The sequence below is a fragment of the Streptomyces sp. NPDC043685 genome (assembly GCF_056436585.1).
Genome location: NZ_JBWKCH010000001.1, coordinates 135,112 through 152,938, shown reverse-complemented (window position 1 = coordinate 152,938; position 17,827 = coordinate 135,112). Strand labels below are relative to the sequence as shown.

Sequence of the window (17,827 nt, the reverse complement as noted above, 5' to 3'; positions counted from 1 at the left end):
TCCCGCACCGACACACGCGGACCTCAGCGAACGAACACGCCCGCCTGCCCCGCCAGATCCAGGAAGTACTGCGGCGCCACTCCGAGCACCACAGTCACCGCCACGCCCACCCCGATCGCCGTCATCGTCAGCGGCGACGGCACGGCCACCGTGGGGCCCTCCGGCCGCGGCTCGCTGAAGAACATCAGCACGATGACGCGGATGTAGAAGAACGCCGCGATCGCCGACGAGATCACACCGATCACGACGAGCGGGGCCGCCCCGCCCTCCGCCGCCGCCTTGAACACGGCGAACTTCCCGGCGAAGCCGGACGTCAGCGGAATGCCCGCGAAGGCCAGCAGGAACACCGCGAACACCGCCGCCACCAGCGGGGATCTGCGCCCGAGCCCGGCCCACTTGGACAGGTGCGTCGCCTCACCGCCCGCGTCGCGCACGAGGGTGACCACCGCGAAGGCGCCGATCGTCACGAACGAGTACGCCGCCAGGTAGAACAGGACGGAGGAGACGCCGTCGGGCGTGGTCGCGATGACACCCGCGAGGATGAACCCGGCGTGCGCGATCGACGAGTACGCCAGCAGCCGCTTGATGTCGGTCTGCGTGATCGCGACGATCGCACCGCCCAGCATGGTGACGATGGCCACGGCCCACATGACCGGCCGCCAGTCCCAGCGCAGGCCGGGCAGCACGACGTACAGCAGCCGCAGCAGCGCGCCGAACGCCGCCACCTTCGTCGCCGCCGCCATGAAGCCGGTCACCGGCGTCGGCGCGCCCTGGTACACGTCCGGCGTCCACATGTGGAACGGCACCGCGCCCACCTTGAACAGCAGGCCCATCACCAGCAGCGCGGCGCCGATCAGCAGCAGCGCGTCGTTGCCCATGGTGTCGGCGAGCGCCGGGTTGACGTCCTGCACGGTGCCGTCGACGACCTGCGCGATCGTGGCGTACGACATCGAGCCCGCGTAGCCGTACAGCAGCGCGATGCCGAACAGGGTGAACGCGGAGGCGAAGGCGCCGAGCAGGAAGTACTTGACCGCCGCCTCCTGCGACATGAGCCGCTTGCGGCGGGCCAGCGCGCACAGCAGGTACAGCGGCAGGGAGAGGACCTCCAGCGCCACGAACAGCGTCACCAGGTCGTTGGCCGCCGGGAAGATCAGCATGCCGGCGACGGCGAACAGCAGCAGCGGGAACACCTCGGTGGTGGTGAACCCGGCCTTGACCGCCGCCTTCTCGCTCTCGCTGCCCGGCACGGACGCGGCCTGCGCGGCGAAGGAGTCGACGCGGTTGCCGTGCGCCACCGGGTCCAGGCGCCGCTCGGCGAAGGTGAACAGGCCCACCAGGGCCGCCAGCAGGATCGTGCCCTGGAGGAACAGGGCGGGCCCGTCGACGGCGATCGCGCCCATCGCCGCGATGCGCGCCTTGGTGGTGCCGTACCCGTCGGCCGCCAGGGCCACGACCGCGGCGAAGGCGGCGACCAGGGCGACGACGGACACGAACACCTGGGCGTAGTAGCGCGACTTTCGCGGGACGAACGCCTCGATCAGGATCCCGATGATCGCCGCGCCGACGACGATCAGGATCGGCGACAGCTGGCCGTACTCGAACTTCGGCGCGTCGATCTTGGTGATCGGGTCGGCCGCGGTTGTCCACAGGCTGTGGACGGCTGTTGCGCTCACTTGGCCGCCTCCACCTCGGGCTGGGGGTCCTTCTTCTGGACGTCGGACATGGTCTGCTTGACCGCCGGGTCGATGATCTGCGTGAGGGGCTTCGGGTAGACGCCCAGGAAGATCAGCAGGACGACCAGCGGCGCCACGACCACGAGCTCCCGCACCCTGAGGTCCGGCATCGCGGAGACCGCCGGTTTCACCGGGCCCGTCATCGTCCGCTGGTAGAGGACGAGGGTGTAGAGCGCCGCGAGGACGATGCCGAACGTGGCGATGATGCCGATCACCGGGTAGCGCGTGAACGTGCCGACCAGGACCAGGAACTCACTGACGAACGGCGCCAGGCCCGGCAGCGAGAGCGTGGCGAGGCTGCCGATCAGGAAGGTGCCGGCGAGCACCGGGGCGACCTTCTGCACTCCGCCGTAGTCGGCGATGAGCCGCGAGCCGCGCCGGGAGATCAGGAAGCCCGCCACCAGCATCAGCGCGGCCGTCGAGATGCCGTGGTTGATCATGTAGAGCGTCGCGCCGGACTGGCCCTGGCTGGTCATCGCGAAGATCCCCATGATGATGAAGCCGAAGTGGGAGATCGACGCGTACGCCACCAGCCGCTTGATGTCCCGCTGGCCGACCGCCAGCAGCGCCCCGTAGATGATGCTGATCAGCGCCAGGACGAGGATCGCGGGCGTGGCCCACTTGCTGGCCTCCGGGAAGAGCTGGAGGCAGAAGCGGAGCATCGCGAAGGTGCCGACCTTGTCGACGACCGCCGTGATCAGCACCGCGACCGGGGCGGTGGACTCCTGCATCGCGTTGGGCAGCCAGGTGTGCAGCGGCCACAGCGGCGCCTTGACCGCGAAGGCGAAGAAGAAGCCGAGGAAGAGCCAGCGCTCGGTGTTGGTCGCCATGTCGAGCGTGCCGTTGGCGCGGGCCTCGGCGATCTCCTGGAGCGAGAAGTTCCCGGCGACCACGTACAGGCCGATCACCGCGGCCAGCATGATCAGGCCGCCGACCAGGTTGTAGAGGAGGAACTTCACCGCCGCGTACGAGCGTTGGGTCGCCGCCGCCTTCTCGCCGTGCTCGTGGGCACGGTCCCCGAAGCCGCCGATGAGGAAGTACATCGGGATCAGCATGGCTTCGAAGAAGATGTAGAAGAGGAAGACGTCGGTGGCCTCGAAGGAGAGGATCACCATCGCCTCGACGGCCAGGATCAGGGCGAAGAAGCCCTGCGTCGGGCGCCACCGGCTGCTGCCGGTCTCCAGAGGGTCGGCGTCGTGCCAGCCCGCCAGGATGATGAACGGGATCAGCAGCGCCGTGAGCGCGATGAGCGCCACGCCGATGCCGTCCACGCCCAGTTCGTAGCGGACGCCGAAGTCGGCGATCCAGGCGTGCGACTCGGTGAGCTGGTAGCGGTCGCCGTCCGGGTCGAAGCGGACCAGGACGGTGACCGCCAGGGCCAGCGTGGCGAGCGAGAAGAGCAGCGCCAGCCACTTGGCGGCGGTGCGCCGCGCGGCCGGTACGGCGGCCGTGGCGATCGCCCCGACGGCCGGGAGCGCCGCTGTCGCTGTCAGCAGAGGAAAGGACATCGGTATCAGACCGCCCTCATCAGCAGGGTCGCGGCGACGATGACCGCCGCACCCCCGAACATCGAGACCGCGTAGGAGCGGGCGAAGCCGTTCTGCAGCCTGCGCATCCGCCCGGAGAGGCCGCCGACCGAGGCCGCCGTGCCGTTGACGACGCCGTCGACCAGGGTGTGGTCGACGTAGACCAGGGACCGCGTGAGGTGCTCGCCGCCGCGGACCAGGACGACGTGGTTGAAGTCGTCCTGGAGCAGGTCGCGCCGGGCGGCCCGGGTGAGCAGCGAGCCGCGCGGGGCGACGGCGGGGACCGGGCGGCGGCCGTACTGGGCCCAGGCGAGGGCGACGCCGACGACCATGCACGCGACGGTCGCGCCGGTGACCACGCCCGCGCTGATCGGCGGGTTGCCATGGCTGTGTCCGGTGACCGGCTCCAGCCAGTGCATGAACCGGTCGCCGATGCTGAAGAACGCGCCACCGGCCACCGATCCGACGGCCAGCACGATCATGGGGATCGTCATGATCTTGGGCGACTCGTGCGGGTGCGGCGGGGTGTACTCGCCGCGCGTCTCGGCGGCGGGCTCCACGTCGGGCTTGGCCGGCGACGGGGTCGGGGCGTTGCGCCAGCGCTCCTCGCCGAAGAACGTCATCAGCATCACGCGCGTCATGTAGAACGCGGTGATGGCCGCGCCCAGCAGGGCGCAGGCGCCGAGGATCCAGCCCTCGGTGCCGCCCTTGGCGAACGCCGCCTCGATGATCTTGTCCTTGGAGAAGAAGCCGGACAGACCCGGGAAGCCGATGATCGCCAGGTAGCCGAGGCCGAAGGTGACGAAGGTGACCGGCATGTACTTCCGCAAGCCGCCGTAGCGGCGCATGTCGACCTCGTCGTTCATGCCGTGCATGACCGAGCCGGCGCCGAGGAACAGGCCGGCCTTGAAGAAGCCGTGCGTCACCAGGTGCATGATCGCGAAGACGTAGCCGATGGGGCCGAGTCCGGCGGCGAGGATCATGTAGCCGATCTGCGACATGGTCGAGCCGGCCAGGGCCTTCTTGATGTCGTCCTTCGCGCAACCGACGATCGCACCGAACAGCAGCGTGACCGCGCCGACGATGGTGACGACCAGCTGCGCGTCCGGGGCGCCGTTGAAGACGGCGGCGGAGCGGACGATCAGGTAGACGCCCGCGGTCACCATGGTCGCGGCGTGGATGAGGGCCGAGACCGGGGTCGGGCCCTCCATCGCGTCCCCGAGCCAGGACTGCAGCGGCACCTGGGCGGACTTGCCGCAGGCGGCGAGGAGCAGCATCAGCGCGATCGCGGTCAGCTTGTCCTCGCCGGCGGCACCGGCCAGCCCCGCCTCCCCGTGGCCGCCGAGCACCGGCCCGAAGGCGAAGGTGCCGAACCACAGGAACATCAGCATGATCGCGATGGACAGGCCCATGTCGCCGACGCGGTTGACCAGGAAGGCCTTCTTGGCGGCCGTGGCGGCGCTGGGCTTGTGCTGCCAGAAGCCGATCAGCAGATAGGAGGCGAGACCGACGCCCTCCCAGCCGACGTACAGCAGCAGGTAGTTGTCGGCGAGGACGAGGATCAGCATCGCCGCGAGGAACAGGTTCAGATAGCCGAAGAAGCGGCGGCGCCGCTCGTCGTGCTCCATGTACCCGACGGAGTACAGGTGGATCAGCGATCCGACGCCCGTGATCAGCAGCACGAACGTCATGGACAGCTGGTCGAGCTGGAAGCCGACGTCCGCCTGGAAGCCCTCCACCGGGACCCAGCTGAACAGGTGCTGGGCCATCTCGCGGTGTTCGGCGTCCTGGCCCAGCATGTCGGTGAACAGCACCAGGCCGAGCACGAAGGAGACGGCCGCGAGCAGGGTGCCGATCCAGTGGCCGACGGCGTCCAGCCGCCGGCCCCCGCACAGCAGGACCGCCGCTCCGAGCAGGGGCGCCGCCACCAGCAGCGCAATGAGGTTCTCCACGATTCTTCCGACCCCTTACAGCTTCATCAGGCTGGCGTCGTCGACCGAGGCCGAGTGGCGGGCACGGAACAGGGACACGATGATCGCGAGCCCGACCACGACCTCGGCGGCGGCGACGACCATCGTGAAGAAGGCGATGATCTGGCCGTCGAGGTTGCCGTGCATCCGGGAGAAGGCGACGAACGCGAGGTTGCAGGCGTTGAGCATCAGCTCGATGCACATGAACACCACGATCGCGTTGCGCCTGATCAGCACGCCGGTGGCGCCGATCGTGAACAACAGGGCCGCGAGGTAGAGGTAGTTGACGGGGTTCACTTCGACGCCTCCTCGGACCGCTGGAACTTCGCCGGCCCGACCGCCCTGCGCTCCAGACGCTCCTCGGCCCGCTGCTCCAGGGCCTTGAGGTCGTTGAGCGCCTCTTGCGACACGTCACGGACCTGGCCGCGCTCGCGCAGGGTCTTGCTGACGGTGAGGTCGGACGGGGTGCCGTCGGGCAGCAGGCCCGCGATGTCGACCGCGTTGTGCCGGGCGTAGACACCGGGCGCCGGCAGCGGCGGCAGGTACGTGCCCTTGCGGACGCGTTCCTCGGCGAGCTCCCGCTGCGTCTTGGCGCGCTCGGTGCGCTCTCGGTGGGTGAGCACCATGGCGCCGACGGCGGCCGTGATGAGCAGGGCGCCGGTGATCTCGAACGCGAAGACGTACTTGGTGAACAGGAGGGCGGCGAGGCCCTCCACATTGCCCCCGGCGTTCGCCTGGCCGGTGCCGTTGAACTCCGTCAGGGACGCGTTGCCGATCCCGGCGATCAGCAGGACGCCGAAGCCGAGCCCGCACAGCAGGGCCAGCCAGCGCTGGCCCTTGATGGTCTCCTTCAGGGAGTCCGCCGCGGTGACGCCGACGAGCATCACCACGAACAGGAACAGCATCATGATCGCGCCGGTGTAGACGACGATCTGCACGACGCCCAGGAAGTAGGCGCCGTTGGCGAGGTAGAACACCGCCAGGATGATCATGGTTCCGGCGAGGCAGAGCGCGCTGTGCACGGCCCTTCTCATGAGGATGGTGCACAGGGCGCCGATCACCGCGACGGTGCCGAGGATCCAGAACTGGACGGCCTCTCCGGTGGAGGTGGAGTAGGCGGCGAGCTGGGAGGTCATCGCCCGGTCACCCCCTCCGACGCCGGTTCCGTCCCGCCGAAGGTCGAGTCGGCCTCCTGCACCACCTCGCCCTTGGAGTGGGCGGCCTGCCGCTCGGTGCCGGGCGCGGCCTCCGTCACCAGGCCCCGGTAGTAGTCCTGTTCGTCCGTGCCCGGGTAGATGGCGTGGGGCGAGTCGACCATGCCGTCTTCCAGACCGGCGAGCAGCTGCTCCTTGGTGTAGATGAGGTTGGCGCGGCTGGAGTCCGCCAGCTCGAACTCGTTGGTCATCGTGAGCGCGCGCGTGGGGCAGGCCTCGATGCACAGGCCGCACAGGATGCAGCGGGCGTAGTTGATCTGGTAGACGCGGCCGTAGCGCTCGCCCGGCGAGTAGCGCTCCTCGTCGGTGTTGTCCGCGCCCTCCACGTAGATCGCGTCGGCGGGGCAGGCCCAGGCGCACAGTTCACAGCCGACGCACTTCTCCAGGCCGTCCGGATGGCGGTTGAGCTGGTGCCGTCCGTGGAAGCGCGGAGCCGTGGTCTTCTGCTGCTCCGGGTACTGCTCGGTCAGCCGCTTCTTGAACATGGCCTTGAAGGTCACGCCGAAGCCGGCCACGGGGTTCTGGAAACCGGGCTTGGTGTCCTTGGGTTCCTCAGCCTTCGAACGCTCGAGTTCCTCAGCCATCGGACGCCTCCTTTCCATCCGTAGTTCCGCCCAGAGATTCGTCACTCTGAGTATCGGGCCCACCACTGACAATCAGCTCCCGCTCACGGCGCGAGCGGCGCGGGACCGGCGGAAGTTCCTGTCCGGGCAGGGGCGGTACGGGGAATCCGCCCGCCATCGGGTCGAAGGCGGCCGGGGTGTCGGCCGGCTGTTCGGCCTTCTTGGCCTTCTCGCGGAACATGTCGGCGACGAAGGAGAGCAGCAGCAGGGCGAGGACGCCGCCGCCCACGTACAGGGCGATGTCGGCGAAGTCGTAGCCCTCGTTCCGGAAGGCCCGCACGCTCGCGACGAGCATCAGCCACACCAGCGAGACCGGGATGAGGACCTTCCAGCCGAGCTTCATCAGCTGGTCGTAGCGGACGCGCGGCAGGGTGCCGCGGATCCAGATGAACATGAACAGCAGCAGCTGGACCTTGACCGTGAACCACAGCAGCGGCCACCAGCCGTGGTTGGCGCCCTCCCAGAAGGTGCTGATGGGCCAGGGGGCGCGCCAGCCGCCGAGGAACAGCGTGGTGGCGACGGCCGAGACGGTGACCATGTTGACGTACTCGGCGAGCATGAACATCGCGAACTTGATCGACGAGTACTCGGTGTTGAAGCCGCCGACCAGGTCGCCCTCGGACTCCGGCATGTCGAAGGGGGCGCGGTTGGTCTCGCCGACCATCGTCACGATGTAGATGAGGAAGGAGACCGGCAGCAGCACGATGTACCAGCGGTCGGCCTGCTGCTCCACGATCGTCGAGGTCGACATGGACCCCGAGTAGAGGAACACGGAGGCGAAGGCGGCGCCCATCGCGATCTCGTAGGAGATCATCTGCGCGCAGGAGCGCAGGCCGCCCAGCAGCGGGTACGTCGAGCCGGAGCTCCAGCCCGCCAGCACGATGCCGTAGATGCCGACCGAGGCGACCGCGAGGATGTAGAGCATCGCGATCGGCAGGTCGGTGAGCTGCATCGTGGTGCGCTGGCCGAAGATCGAGATCTCGTTGCCGGCCGGGCCGAAGGGGATCACCGCGATCGCCATGAAGGCCGGGATGGCCGCGACGACCGGCGCGAGGACGTACACCACCTTGTCCGCGCGCTTGACGATCACGTCTTCCTTCAGCATCAGCTTGATGCCGTCGGCGAGCGACTGGAGCATGCCCCAGGGGCCGTGCCGGTTCGGGCCGATGCGCAGCTGCATCCAGGCGACGACCTTGCGCTCCATGACGATGGAGACCAGCACGGTCACCATCAGGAAGGCGAAGCAGAACACCGCCTTGACGACGACCAGCCACCAGGGATCGGTGCCGAACATCGAGAGGTCTTCAGCGGCGAGGTACGGGCTCATGCCTCCACCTCCTTGGGGGCCTCGCCGGCGAGGGTCGCCGGACCGATGCGGACGAGGGAGCCGGGCCGCGCCCCGGTGTCGGAGGCGACGCCGCCGCCCGCGGAGTTCAGCGGCAGCCACACCACCCGGTCGGGCATCTCGCTGATCTGGAGCGGGAGTTCCACCACGCCCCGTGGGCCGGTCACCGCGAGCAGGTCGCCTTCCTTGACGCCCGCCTCGGCGGCCGTCGCGGACGACAGCCGGGCGCGGGCGGCGTGCCGGGTGCCGGCGAGCGCCTCGTCGCCCTGCTGGAGGACGCCCTGGTCGAGCAGCAGCCGGTGCCCCGCGAGGACGGCTTCTCCGGCGGCGGGCCTGGGCAGCGCGGCCGCGGTCTCCAGGGGCTCCCCGGCCCGCGGGCCGTCCCAGGCGCCGAGCCGGTCGATCTCGCCGCGCACGGTGCGCAGATCCGGCAGGCCCAGGTGGACGTCCATGGCGTCGGCGAGCATCTGGAGCACCCGCGCGTCGGTGGGCGCGAGGGTGCGGGTCATCTGGTCGGGCTTGAGCGCGGCCTCGAAGAAGCGGATGCGGCCTTCCCAGTTGAGGAAGGTGCCGGCCTTCTCGGCGACCGCGGCGACGGGCAGGACGACATCGGCCTTGCGGCTGATCTCGCTCGGCCGCAGCTCCAGCGAGACCAGGAAGCCCACCTCGTCCAGCGCCGCACGCGCGCGTGCCGGGTCGGGCAGATCGGCGATCTCCACGCCCGCCACCAGCAGGGCCTGGAGCTCTCCGGTCGCGGCGGCCTCCACGATCTGGCCGGTGTCACGGCCGTAGCGGTGCGGGAGACCGGCGACGCCCCAGACGGCGGCGACCTCGTCCCGCGCGCGGGGGTCGGTGGCCGGGCGCCCGCCCGGCAGCAGCGACGGCAGCGCGCCCACCTCGACCGCGCCGCGTTCCCCGGCCCGGCGCGGGATCCACACCAGCCGGGCGCCGGTCGCGGAGGCCGTGCGTGCGGCGGCGGTGAGCCCGCCGGCCACGGCGGCCAGCCGCTCGCCCACGACGATCACCGCGCCCTCGGTGCGCAGTGCCTCGGCGGCGAGCGCACCGTCGTCCTCCAGGCCGGCGCCGCTCGCGAGCGCGTCCAGCCACTCGGTCTCGGTGCCGGGCGCGGCCGGCAGCAGCGTGCCGCCGGCCTTCTCCAGGCCCCGGGTGGCGTGCGTGGCGAGCGAGAAGGTCTTCTGCCCGTGCTTGCGCCAGGCCTTGCGCAGCCTCAGGAAGACGCCGGGCGCCTCCTCCTCCGCCTCGAACCCGACCAGCAGGACGGCCGGTGCCTTCTCCAGCGCGGTGTACGTGACGCCCGTGCCGTCGAGGTCCCGGCCGCGCCCGGCGATCTCGGCGGCGAGGAAGTCGGCCTCCTCGCTGCTGTGCACGCGCGCGCGGAAGTCGATGTCGTTGGTGTCGAGTGCCACGCGCGCGAACTTGCTGTACGCGTAGGCGTCCTCGACGGTGAGGCGGCCGCCGGTCAGCACGCCGGTGCGCCCCCGGGAGGCCAGCAGCCCCTGCGCCGCGATCTGCAGCGCCTCGGGCCAGGAGGCCGGTTCCAGCTCACCCTCGGCGTTGCGCACCAGGGGCGTCGTCAGCCGGTCCCGCTGCTGGGCGTACCGGAAGGCGAACCGCCCCTTGTCGCAGATCCACTCCTCGTTGACCTCGGGGTCGTCGGCCGCGAGGCGCCGCATGACCTTGCCGCGCCGATGGTCGGTACGGGTGGCGCAGCCGCCGGAGCAGTGTTCGCACACCGACGGCGAGGAGACCAGGTCGAATGGCCGGGAGCGGAATCGGTACGCCGCCGAGGTCAGCGCGCCGACGGGGCAGATCTGGATGGTGTTGCCGGAGAAGTACGACTCGAAGGGGTCGCCCTCGCCGGTGCCGACCTGCTGGAGCGCGCCCCGCTCGATCAGCTCGATCATCGGGTCGCCCGCGACCTGGTTGGAGAAGCGGGTGCAGCGGGCGCACAGCACGCACCGCTCGCGGTCGAGCAGCACCTGCGTGGAGATCGGGACGGGCTTGTCGTAGGTCCGCTTCCGTCCCTCGAAGCGGGACTCGGCGTCGCCGTGCGACATGGCCTGGTTCTGCAGCGGGCACTCGCCGCCCTTGTCGCAGACCGGGCAGTCCAGCGGGTGGTTGATGAGCAGGAGCTCCATCACACCCTTCTGGGCCTTCTCGGCGACCGGGGAGCTGAGGTGCGTCTTGACGACCATGCCGTCGGTGCAGGTGATGGTGCAGGAGGCCATCGGCTTGCGCTGGCCCTCGACCTCGACGATGCACTGGCGGCAGGCGCCGGCCGGGTCCAGGAGGGGGTGGTCGCAGAACCGGGGGATCTCGATGCCGAGTTGTTCGGCGGCCCGGATGACCAGGGTGCCCTTGGGCACGCTGATCTCGGCGCCGTCGATCGTCAGCGACACGAGGTCCTCCGGCGGGACCGCCGCCTCTCCCCCGCCGGAGGGAGAGCTGGTGGTCACGGTCATGCGTTCACCTCCGTGCGGTCGGCCCAGGCCGTCGACTTGGCCGGGTCGAAGGGACAGCCCCGGCCCGTGATGTGCTGCTCGTACTCCTCGCGGAAGTACTTGAGCGAGGAGAAGATCGGCGAGGCGGCGCCGTCGCCGAGGGCGCAGAAGGACTTGCCGTTGATGTTGTCGGCGATGTCGTTCAGCTTGTCGAGGTCGGACATGCGTCCCTTGCCGGCCTCGATGTCGCGCAGCAGCTGCACGAGCCAGTAGGTCCCTTCGCGGCAGGGCGTGCACTTGCCGCAGGACTCGTGGGCGTAGAACTCCGTCCAGCGGGTGACGGCTCGGACCACGCAGGTCGTCTCGTCGAAGCACTGGAGGGCCTTGGTGCCGAGCATGGAACCCGCGGCGCCCACTCCTTCGTAATCAAGGGGGACGTCGAGGTGCTCGTCGGTGAACATCGGGGTCGAGGAGCCGCCCGGCGTCCAGAACTTCAGGCGGTGCCCGGGGCGCATCCCGCCGCTCATGTCGAGGAGCTGGCGGAGCGTGATCCCGAGCGGCGCCTCGTACTGACCGGGGCTGGCGACATGGCCGGAGAGGGAGTAGAGCGTGAAGCCGGGCGACTTCTCACTGCCCATCGACCGGAACCATTCCTTGCCCCGCTGGAGGATCGCGGGAACCGACGCGATCGATTCGACGTTGTTCACCACAGTCGGGCACGCGTAGAGGCCCGCCACGGCAGGGAAGGGGGGACGGAGCCGCGGTTGACCCCGGCGGCCTTCCAGCGAGTCGAGCAGTGCGGTCTCCTCACCGCAGATGTACGCGCCCGCGCCCGCGTGCACGGTGATGTCGAGGTCGAGTCCGCTGCCGAGGATGTTCTCGCCGAGGAAGCCCGCCTCGTACGCCTCGCGCACGGCGGAGTGCAACCGCCGCAGCACGGGGACGACTTCACCCCGGAGATAGATGAAGGCGTGCGACGACCTGATGGCGTAACACGCGATGATCATGCCCTCGATGAGGCTGTGCGGGTTCGCGAAGAGGAGCGGGATGTCCTTGCACGTCCCCGGCTCCGACTCGTCGGCGTTGACAACGAGATAGTGCGGCTTGCCGTCCCCCTGCGGGATGAACTGCCACTTCATGCCCGTGGGGAATCCCGCGCCGCCGCGTCCGCGCAGGCCGGAGTCCTTGACGTACGCGATCAGGTCGTCCGGCGACATGGCGAGCGCCTTGCGCAGCCCTTCATAGCCGTCGTGCCGCCGGTACACGTCCAGCGTCCAGGATTTGTCCTCGTCCCAGAAGGCCGACAGCACCGGTGCGAGCAGCTTCTCGGGGCTGGTGTCTTTCAGCTCGGGTGCCAAGGTCATCACTCCCCCTCCTCGGCGGTGGGCCCGGCCGGGTGGGCCGGGTCGGAGGCCGATGTGTCCTGCGGCGCGTCGTGCGAGCTCAGGTGCTCCGTCGGGGACGGCTCGTGCGGTGCCCCGGTCCGGGCCGCCTCACCGCGCGGGTGCACCACGCGCGCGGGAGAGGTCTCGCCCTTGGCGAGCTTCAGGCCGACCAGGGAGGCGGGTCCCGCGCTCCCCCCGGACTCCACGGCCCCCTCCCGCTCGTCGGGGAAGCCCGCCAGGATCCGGGCGGTCTCCTTGAAGGTGCACATGCGTGCCCCGCGGGTCGGCGTGACCGGCCGTCCCGCGCGCAGGTCGTCGACCAGGCTCTTGGCGCTGGCGGGGGTCTGGTTGTCGAAGAACTCCCAGTTGACCATCACGACCGGCGCGAAGTCGCAGGCCGCGTTGCACTCGATGTGCTCCAGGGTGACCTTGCCGTCGCCGGTGGTCTCGCCGTTGCCGACGCCGAGGTGCTCCTGGAGCTCCTCGAAGATCGCGTCCCCGCCCATCACGGCGCACAGGGTGTTGGTGCACACCCCCACCTGGTAGTCACCGCTCGGCTTGCGCCGGTACATGGTGTAGAAGGTGGCGACCGCGGTGACCTCGGCCGTGGTCAGGCCGAGCACGTCCGCGCAGAACCGCATGCCGGTGCGCGTGACGTGCCCTTCCTCCGCCTGCACGAGGTGCAGCAGCGGCAGGAGGGCGGACCGGGAGTCCGGGTAGCGGGCGATGATCTCGCGCGCGTCCGTCTCGAGCCGGGCCCGGACGTCGTCCGGGTAGGCGGGTGCGGGCAGTTCGGGCATGCCCAGGCTGACGCCCCGCTCGGAAGACGATGTGGTCACCGGTCGACGCCTCCCATCACGGGGTCGATGGACGCGACGGCGACGATGACGTCGGCGACCTGGCCGCCCTCGCACATCGCCGCCATGGCCTGAAGGTTGGTGAAGGACGGGTCGCGGAAGTGGACCCGGTAGGGGCGGGTGCCGCCGTCGGACACGACGTGCACCCCGAGTTCGCCCTTGGGCGACTCGACCGCCACGTAGGCCTGGCCCGGCGGGACCCGGAAGCCCTCGGTGACCAGCTTGAAGTGGTGGATCAGGGCCTCCATGGAGGTGCCCATGATCTTCTTGATGTGGTCGAGGGAGTTGCCGAGCCCGTCGGGGCCCAGGGCGAGCTGGGCGGGCCAGGCGATCTTCTTGTCGGCGACCATGACCGGTCCGGGCTGGAGCCGGTCCAGGCACTGCTCGATGATCCGCAGCGACTGGCGCATCTCCTCCAGCCGGATGAGGAAGCGGCCGTAGGAGTCGCAGGTGTCGGCGGTCGGGATCTCGAAGTCGTACGTCTCGTAGCCGCAGTACGGCTGCGACTTGCGCAGGTCGTGCGGCAGGCCGGTGGAGCGCAGGATCGGGCCCGTCGCTCCGAGGGCCATGCAGCCGGCCAGGTCCAGGTAGCCGACGTCCTGCATACGGGCCTTGAAGATGGGGTTCCCGGTGGCGAGCTTGTCGTACTCCGGGAGGTTCTTCTTCATCTTCTTCACGAACTCGCGGATCTGGTCCACCGCGCCGGGCGGCAGGTCCTGGGCGAGTCCGCCGGGGCGGATGTACGCGTGGTTCATCCGCAGGCCGGTGATCAGCTCGTAGATGTCGAGAATGAGTTCACGATCACGGAATCCGTAGATCATGATCGTGGTGGCGCCCAGCTCCATGCCGCCGGTGGCGATGCACACCAGGTGCGAGGAGAGCCGGTTCAGCTCCATCAGGAGCACCCGGATGACCGAGGCGCGGTCGGGGATCCGGTCCTCGATGCCGAGGAGCTTCTCGACGCCGAGGCAGTACGCCGTCTCGTTGAAGAACGGCGTGAGGTAGTCCATGCGCGTCACGAACGTGGTGCCCTGCGTCCACGTCCGGTACTCGAGGTTCTTCTCGATGCCGGTGTGCAGGTAGCCGATGCCGCAGCGGGCCTCGGTGACGGTCTCGCCCTCGATCTCCAGGATCAGGCGGAGCACGCCGTGCGTGGAGGGGTGCTGCGGGCCCATGTTGACGACGATGCGCTCGTCGTCGGCGCGGGCCGCGGACTCGACGACCTCGTCCCAGTCGCCGCCGGTGACCGTGTAGACGGTGCCTTCGGTGGTCTCCCGGGGGGAGGCGTGGGAAGTGCTCATGAGTACGACCTCCGCTGGTCCGGAGCCGGGATCTGGGCGCCCTTGTACTCGACGGGGATGCCGCCGAGGGGATAGTCCTTGCGCTGCGGATGGCCCTGCCAGTCGTCCGGCATCATGATCCGCGTCAGGGCCGGGTGGCCGTCGAAGACGATTCCGAAGAAGTCGTACGTCTCGCGCTCGTGCCAGTCGTTCGTGGGGTACACGGAGAACAGCGACGGGATGTGCCGGTCGCCGTCCGGGCAGCTGACCTCCAGGCGGATCACCCGGTTGTGGGTGATCGAGCGCAGGTGGTAGACGGCGTGCAGCTCGCGGCCCTTGTCGTTCGGGTAGTGCACGCCGCTGACGCCGGTGCACAGCTCGAAGCGCAGCGCCGGGTCGTCGCGCAGGGTGCGGGCGACGCGGACCAGGTGCTCGCGCTCGATGTGGAAGGTCAGCTCGTCGCGGTCGACGACCGTCCGCTCGATGGCGTTCTCCGGAAGCAGGCCCTGTTCCTCCAGGGCCCCCTCCAGCTCGTCGGCGACCTCGTCGAACCAGCCGCCGTAGGGGCGGTTCGCCGGTCCCGGGAGCCGGACCGAGCGGACCAGGCCGCCGTAGCCGGAGGTGTCGCCGCCGTTGTCGGCGCCGAACATGCCGCGCTGGACGCGGATCTCCTCACCGCCCCGGCCGCGCTGGCCGGGGAGGTTCTCCGCGGAGAGGTCCTTCTCGGGATTGACACCGTTGCCGTTCGCGTCGCTCACCGCAGCAGCCCCTTCATCTCGATCGTGGGCAGGGCCTTGAGCGCCGCCTCCTCCGCCTCGCGGGCCGCCTCCTCGGCGTTCACGCCGAGCTTGGAGGACTGGATCTTCTGGTGGAGCTTGAGGATCGCGTCCATCAGCATCTCCGGCCGTGGCGGGCAGCCGGGGAGGTAGATGTCGACCGGCACGATGTGGTCGACGCCCTGGACGATCGCGTAGTTGTTGAACATGCCGCCGGACGAGGCGCAGACCCCCATGGAGATCACCCACTTGGGGTTCGGCATCTGGTCGTAGACCTGCCGCAGCACGGGCGCCATCTTCTGGCTGACCCGGCCTGCGACGATCATCAGGTCCGCCTGGCGGGGCGAACCGCGGAAGACCTCCATGCCGAAGCGCGCCAGGTCGTAGCGGCCCGCGCCCGTGGTCATCATCTCGATGGCGCAGCAGGCGAGGCCGAAGGTGGCGGGGAAGACGGACGCCTTGCGCACCCAGCCCGCGGCCTGCTCGACGGTGGTCAGCAGGAAGCCGCTCGGCAGCTTTTCTTCGAGTCCCATGACTAGTGGCCCCTCAGTCCCATTCCAGGCCGCCGCGCCGCCATACGTACGCGTACGCGACGAAGACGGTGAGCACGAAGAGCAGCATCTCCACGAGCCCGAAGATCCCCAGGGCGTCGAAGGTGACGGCCCAGGGGTAGAGGAAGACGATCTCGATGTCGAAGACGATGAAGAGCATCGCCGTCAGGTAGTACTTGATGGGGAAGCGCCCGCCGCCGGCCGGCGTGGGGGTGGGCTCGATTCCGCACTCGTAGGCCTCGAGCTTGGCCCGGTTGTACCGCTTGGGCCCGATCAACGTGGCCATGACCACGGAGAAGATCGCAAAGCCTGCCCCGAGGGCTCCCAGTACGAGGATGGGCGCATAAGCGTTCACCGCTCCTCGCTCCTCTCAGTCGGCACTGACTGCTGGCGGTTGGCGTCGGACTCACTTCCGCCCCACCTGTTTCCTGAACCCCGCCCGCCCCGGCGAAGATCGAGAACATGTGAAGCAGGTCACAAGCCCAACCGCGTGCATCTTATGCCCGACACTCTGTGATCTGCGACACGGGGTATTGCACAAGCTTTGTGATCTCCACCACCTGACGATCAATCATGAAGTCGGATGAGCGGTGATCTTCACACGCGAAGCGTCCGAGTGATCACGAGAGGTGACATTTTGGCTCGTCAGCGCAGGCCGGAGGGGGCGTCTCAATATCAAGATGGTTCGCGTGCATGCAAATTGGCGGTGGACTTGATCTCTTGATAGAGGCGCGTTCACACGTCAGGGGTCGCGCGGGGCGAGGTGTGGACACGTGCACGCGTTCACGATCTCCGCGAGGTCGTGACACGGCCGTGATCTACGCGCCGGGACGCGGTCGGCAGGGCGACCGTTCCGTGACCTCCGTCACACCGATGAGAGGCCCGTGAGAACGGGGCTTGGCCAATCAGGCCAACCGATGGTAGGCGCGGGGCAATTCGGGCGTATTGATCAAACACCGTGATCACAGGCCGGTCACGGTGCGCCCGCAATGTCCGTTACGGCGTCAATAGAGGGGCTCATCGAGGGTTTTTGGGGCCTCGGTTGAACAACTGTGGCGCAGCACACGTTTCTTGAAGATATGAAGGAGCCCCTGGTACCGGTTATTCCCATGTCCCACACCGCTCACATACGCAGCCACCGGAAGCCCCGCCGCAGCGCGACCTCTTCGATCGCCGTGCGTGCCGGAGTTGCCGGTGGCGTCCTCAGCATGGCGGCGGCAGGTGCGTCGGCTTCGGCGAACGCCGCCGAGCCGGTGACGCAGACCATCGAACTGCCCACCCTGACGGCCGACCTGTCCACTCAGGTGGCCCAGTCCGCGGCCGCCACCCAGCAGGCCGCGGCCAACTACGAGCTGCGCGCCGAGCGTGACGCGGCCGCCGCCAAGGCCGCCGCGGAGGCCAAGAAGGACCTCGCCGAGGCGAAGAAGAAGGCCGAGGCCAAGAAGAAGGCCGCCGAGGCCGCCCGCAAGGCCGCCGCCGAGCGCGCCACGCGCAGCGCCGAGCGCGCGACGCTGTCCGCCTCCGCGTCCGCGTCCGCGTCCACCTCCACGTCCGTCTCGGCGCCCGCCAGCGGCAGCGTCGCGACGGTCATCTCCTTCCTCAAGGCCCAGCTGGGCGACGCCTACGTCATGGGCGCCACCGGTCCCAACGCCTGGGACTGCTCCTCCCTGGTGCAGGCCGCGTACAAGCAGGTTGGTGTGGACCTGCCGCGCGTCTCGCAGGACCAGTCGATGGCCGGCACGGACGTCCCGCTCTCCAGCATCCAGGTCGGCGACATCCTGTACTGGGGTGGCAAGGGCTCCGCGTACCACGTGGGTGTCTACATCGGGAACGGCCAGTACCTGGACGCGGCCAACCCGTCCAAGGGCGTCGTCATCCAGGACCTGTCGGGCTACCCGGCGTCGGGCGCGGTCCGCGTCCTGTGACGACGGGCATCTCCTGACACATCCGCACATTCGGGCTTGAGGGCCGCTGCCGCACGAAGGCAACGGCCCTCCCGGCCTGTCCGGGACCGTCCAGGCGCCCGGACCCCCTCGGCTCGGCTCCGGGCCGAGCCAGGGGCCGCCAGGGCCCTTCTGAGGGCCGCCCGGCATCGCCGCCCGCCT

15 protein-coding genes are annotated in these 17,827 nt (G+C 69.5%); 1 reads left to right on the top strand and 14 read right to left on the bottom strand.

Annotation, left to right across the window (positions count from 1 at the left end):
- Positions 1 to 23 precede the first annotated feature (23 nt).
- The 14 genes from nuoN to AC0665_RS00690 are packed head-to-tail and all read right to left on the bottom strand — an operon-like array spanning position 24 to position 16,077.
- A complete protein-coding gene (nuoN, locus tag AC0665_RS00755) occupies positions 24 to 1,673 on the bottom strand; it encodes an NADH-quinone oxidoreductase subunit NuoN (protein WP_478704180.1) in 1,650 nt (549 codons plus the stop codon).
- Positions 1,670 to 3,241, bottom strand: a complete 1,572-nt coding sequence (locus AC0665_RS00750) for an NADH-quinone oxidoreductase subunit M (RefSeq protein ID WP_478704179.1) — start codon at positions 3,239 to 3,241, stop codon at positions 1,670 to 1,672. The genes nuoN and AC0665_RS00750 overlap by 4 nt, the downstream gene beginning before the upstream one ends.
- Positions 3,242 to 3,246: 5 nt before the next feature.
- Positions 3,247 to 5,211: an NADH-quinone oxidoreductase subunit L gene (gene nuoL, locus AC0665_RS00745; RefSeq protein ID WP_363120979.1), complete on the bottom strand. Its 1,965-nt coding sequence runs from the start codon at positions 5,209 to 5,211 to the stop codon at positions 3,247 to 3,249.
- A gap of 15 nt (positions 5,212 to 5,226) precedes the next feature.
- Positions 5,227 to 5,526 carry an NADH-quinone oxidoreductase subunit NuoK gene (gene nuoK / locus AC0665_RS00740; protein ID WP_003992252.1) on the bottom strand — a complete coding sequence of 100 codons (300 nt, stop codon included), beginning with the start codon at positions 5,524 to 5,526 and terminating at the stop codon, positions 5,227 to 5,229.
- Positions 5,523 to 6,365, bottom strand: coding sequence for an NADH-quinone oxidoreductase subunit J (locus AC0665_RS00735; protein WP_478605311.1), 843 nt, complete (start codon positions 6,363 to 6,365; stop codon positions 5,523 to 5,525). The genes nuoK and AC0665_RS00735 overlap by 4 nt, the downstream gene beginning before the upstream one ends.
- Positions 6,362 to 7,027, bottom strand: coding sequence for an NADH-quinone oxidoreductase subunit NuoI (nuoI, locus tag AC0665_RS00730; protein WP_468406501.1), 666 nt, complete (start codon positions 7,025 to 7,027; stop codon positions 6,362 to 6,364). The genes AC0665_RS00735 and nuoI overlap by 4 nt, the downstream gene beginning before the upstream one ends.
- On the bottom strand, positions 7,020 to 8,393 hold the full coding sequence (gene nuoH, locus AC0665_RS00725; RefSeq protein WP_468406499.1) for an NADH-quinone oxidoreductase subunit NuoH: 1,374 nt from the start codon (positions 8,391 to 8,393) through the stop codon (positions 7,020 to 7,022). The genes nuoI and nuoH overlap by 8 nt, the downstream gene beginning before the upstream one ends.
- On the bottom strand, positions 8,390 to 10,894 hold the full coding sequence (locus tag AC0665_RS00720; RefSeq protein WP_468406498.1) for an NADH-quinone oxidoreductase subunit G: 2,505 nt from the start codon (positions 10,892 to 10,894) through the stop codon (positions 8,390 to 8,392). Before AC0665_RS00720 ends, nuoH begins: the two co-directional genes overlap by 4 nt.
- Entirely contained in the window at positions 10,891 to 12,237 is a 1,347-nt protein-coding gene (nuoF, locus tag AC0665_RS00715) for an NADH-quinone oxidoreductase subunit NuoF (protein ID WP_478507477.1), read from the bottom strand. Before nuoF ends, AC0665_RS00720 begins: the two co-directional genes overlap by 4 nt.
- Complete coding sequence (nuoE, locus tag AC0665_RS00710; protein ID WP_468406494.1) at positions 12,237 to 13,097, bottom strand: NADH-quinone oxidoreductase subunit NuoE; 861 nt, start codon at positions 13,095 to 13,097, stop codon at positions 12,237 to 12,239. The genes nuoF and nuoE overlap by 1 nt, the downstream gene beginning before the upstream one ends.
- Positions 13,094 to 14,416 carry an NADH-quinone oxidoreductase subunit D gene (locus AC0665_RS00705; RefSeq protein ID WP_468406492.1) on the bottom strand — a complete coding sequence of 441 codons (1,323 nt, stop codon included), beginning with the start codon at positions 14,414 to 14,416 and terminating at the stop codon, positions 13,094 to 13,096. Before AC0665_RS00705 ends, nuoE begins: the two co-directional genes overlap by 4 nt.
- Positions 14,413 to 15,153: an NADH-quinone oxidoreductase subunit C gene (locus tag AC0665_RS00700; protein ID WP_468406490.1), complete on the bottom strand. Its 741-nt coding sequence runs from the start codon at positions 15,151 to 15,153 to the stop codon at positions 14,413 to 14,415. The genes AC0665_RS00705 and AC0665_RS00700 overlap by 4 nt, the downstream gene beginning before the upstream one ends.
- On the bottom strand, positions 15,150 to 15,704 hold the full coding sequence (locus AC0665_RS00695) for a NuoB/complex I 20 kDa subunit family protein (protein ID WP_007383964.1): 555 nt from the start codon (positions 15,702 to 15,704) through the stop codon (positions 15,150 to 15,152). Before AC0665_RS00695 ends, AC0665_RS00700 begins: the two co-directional genes overlap by 4 nt.
- A gap of 13 nt (positions 15,705 to 15,717) precedes the next feature.
- Positions 15,718 to 16,077 carry an NADH-quinone oxidoreductase subunit A gene (locus AC0665_RS00690; protein WP_003992243.1) on the bottom strand — a complete coding sequence of 120 codons (360 nt, stop codon included), beginning with the start codon at positions 16,075 to 16,077 and terminating at the stop codon, positions 15,718 to 15,720.
- Positions 16,078 to 16,801: 724 nt separating this feature from the next.
- Here AC0665_RS00690 and AC0665_RS00685 point away from each other — a divergent pair.
- Positions 16,802 to 17,647, top strand: coding sequence for a C40 family peptidase (locus tag AC0665_RS00685; protein WP_478605322.1), 846 nt, complete (start codon positions 16,802 to 16,804; stop codon positions 17,645 to 17,647).
- Positions 17,648 to 17,827: the final 180 nt, after the last annotated feature.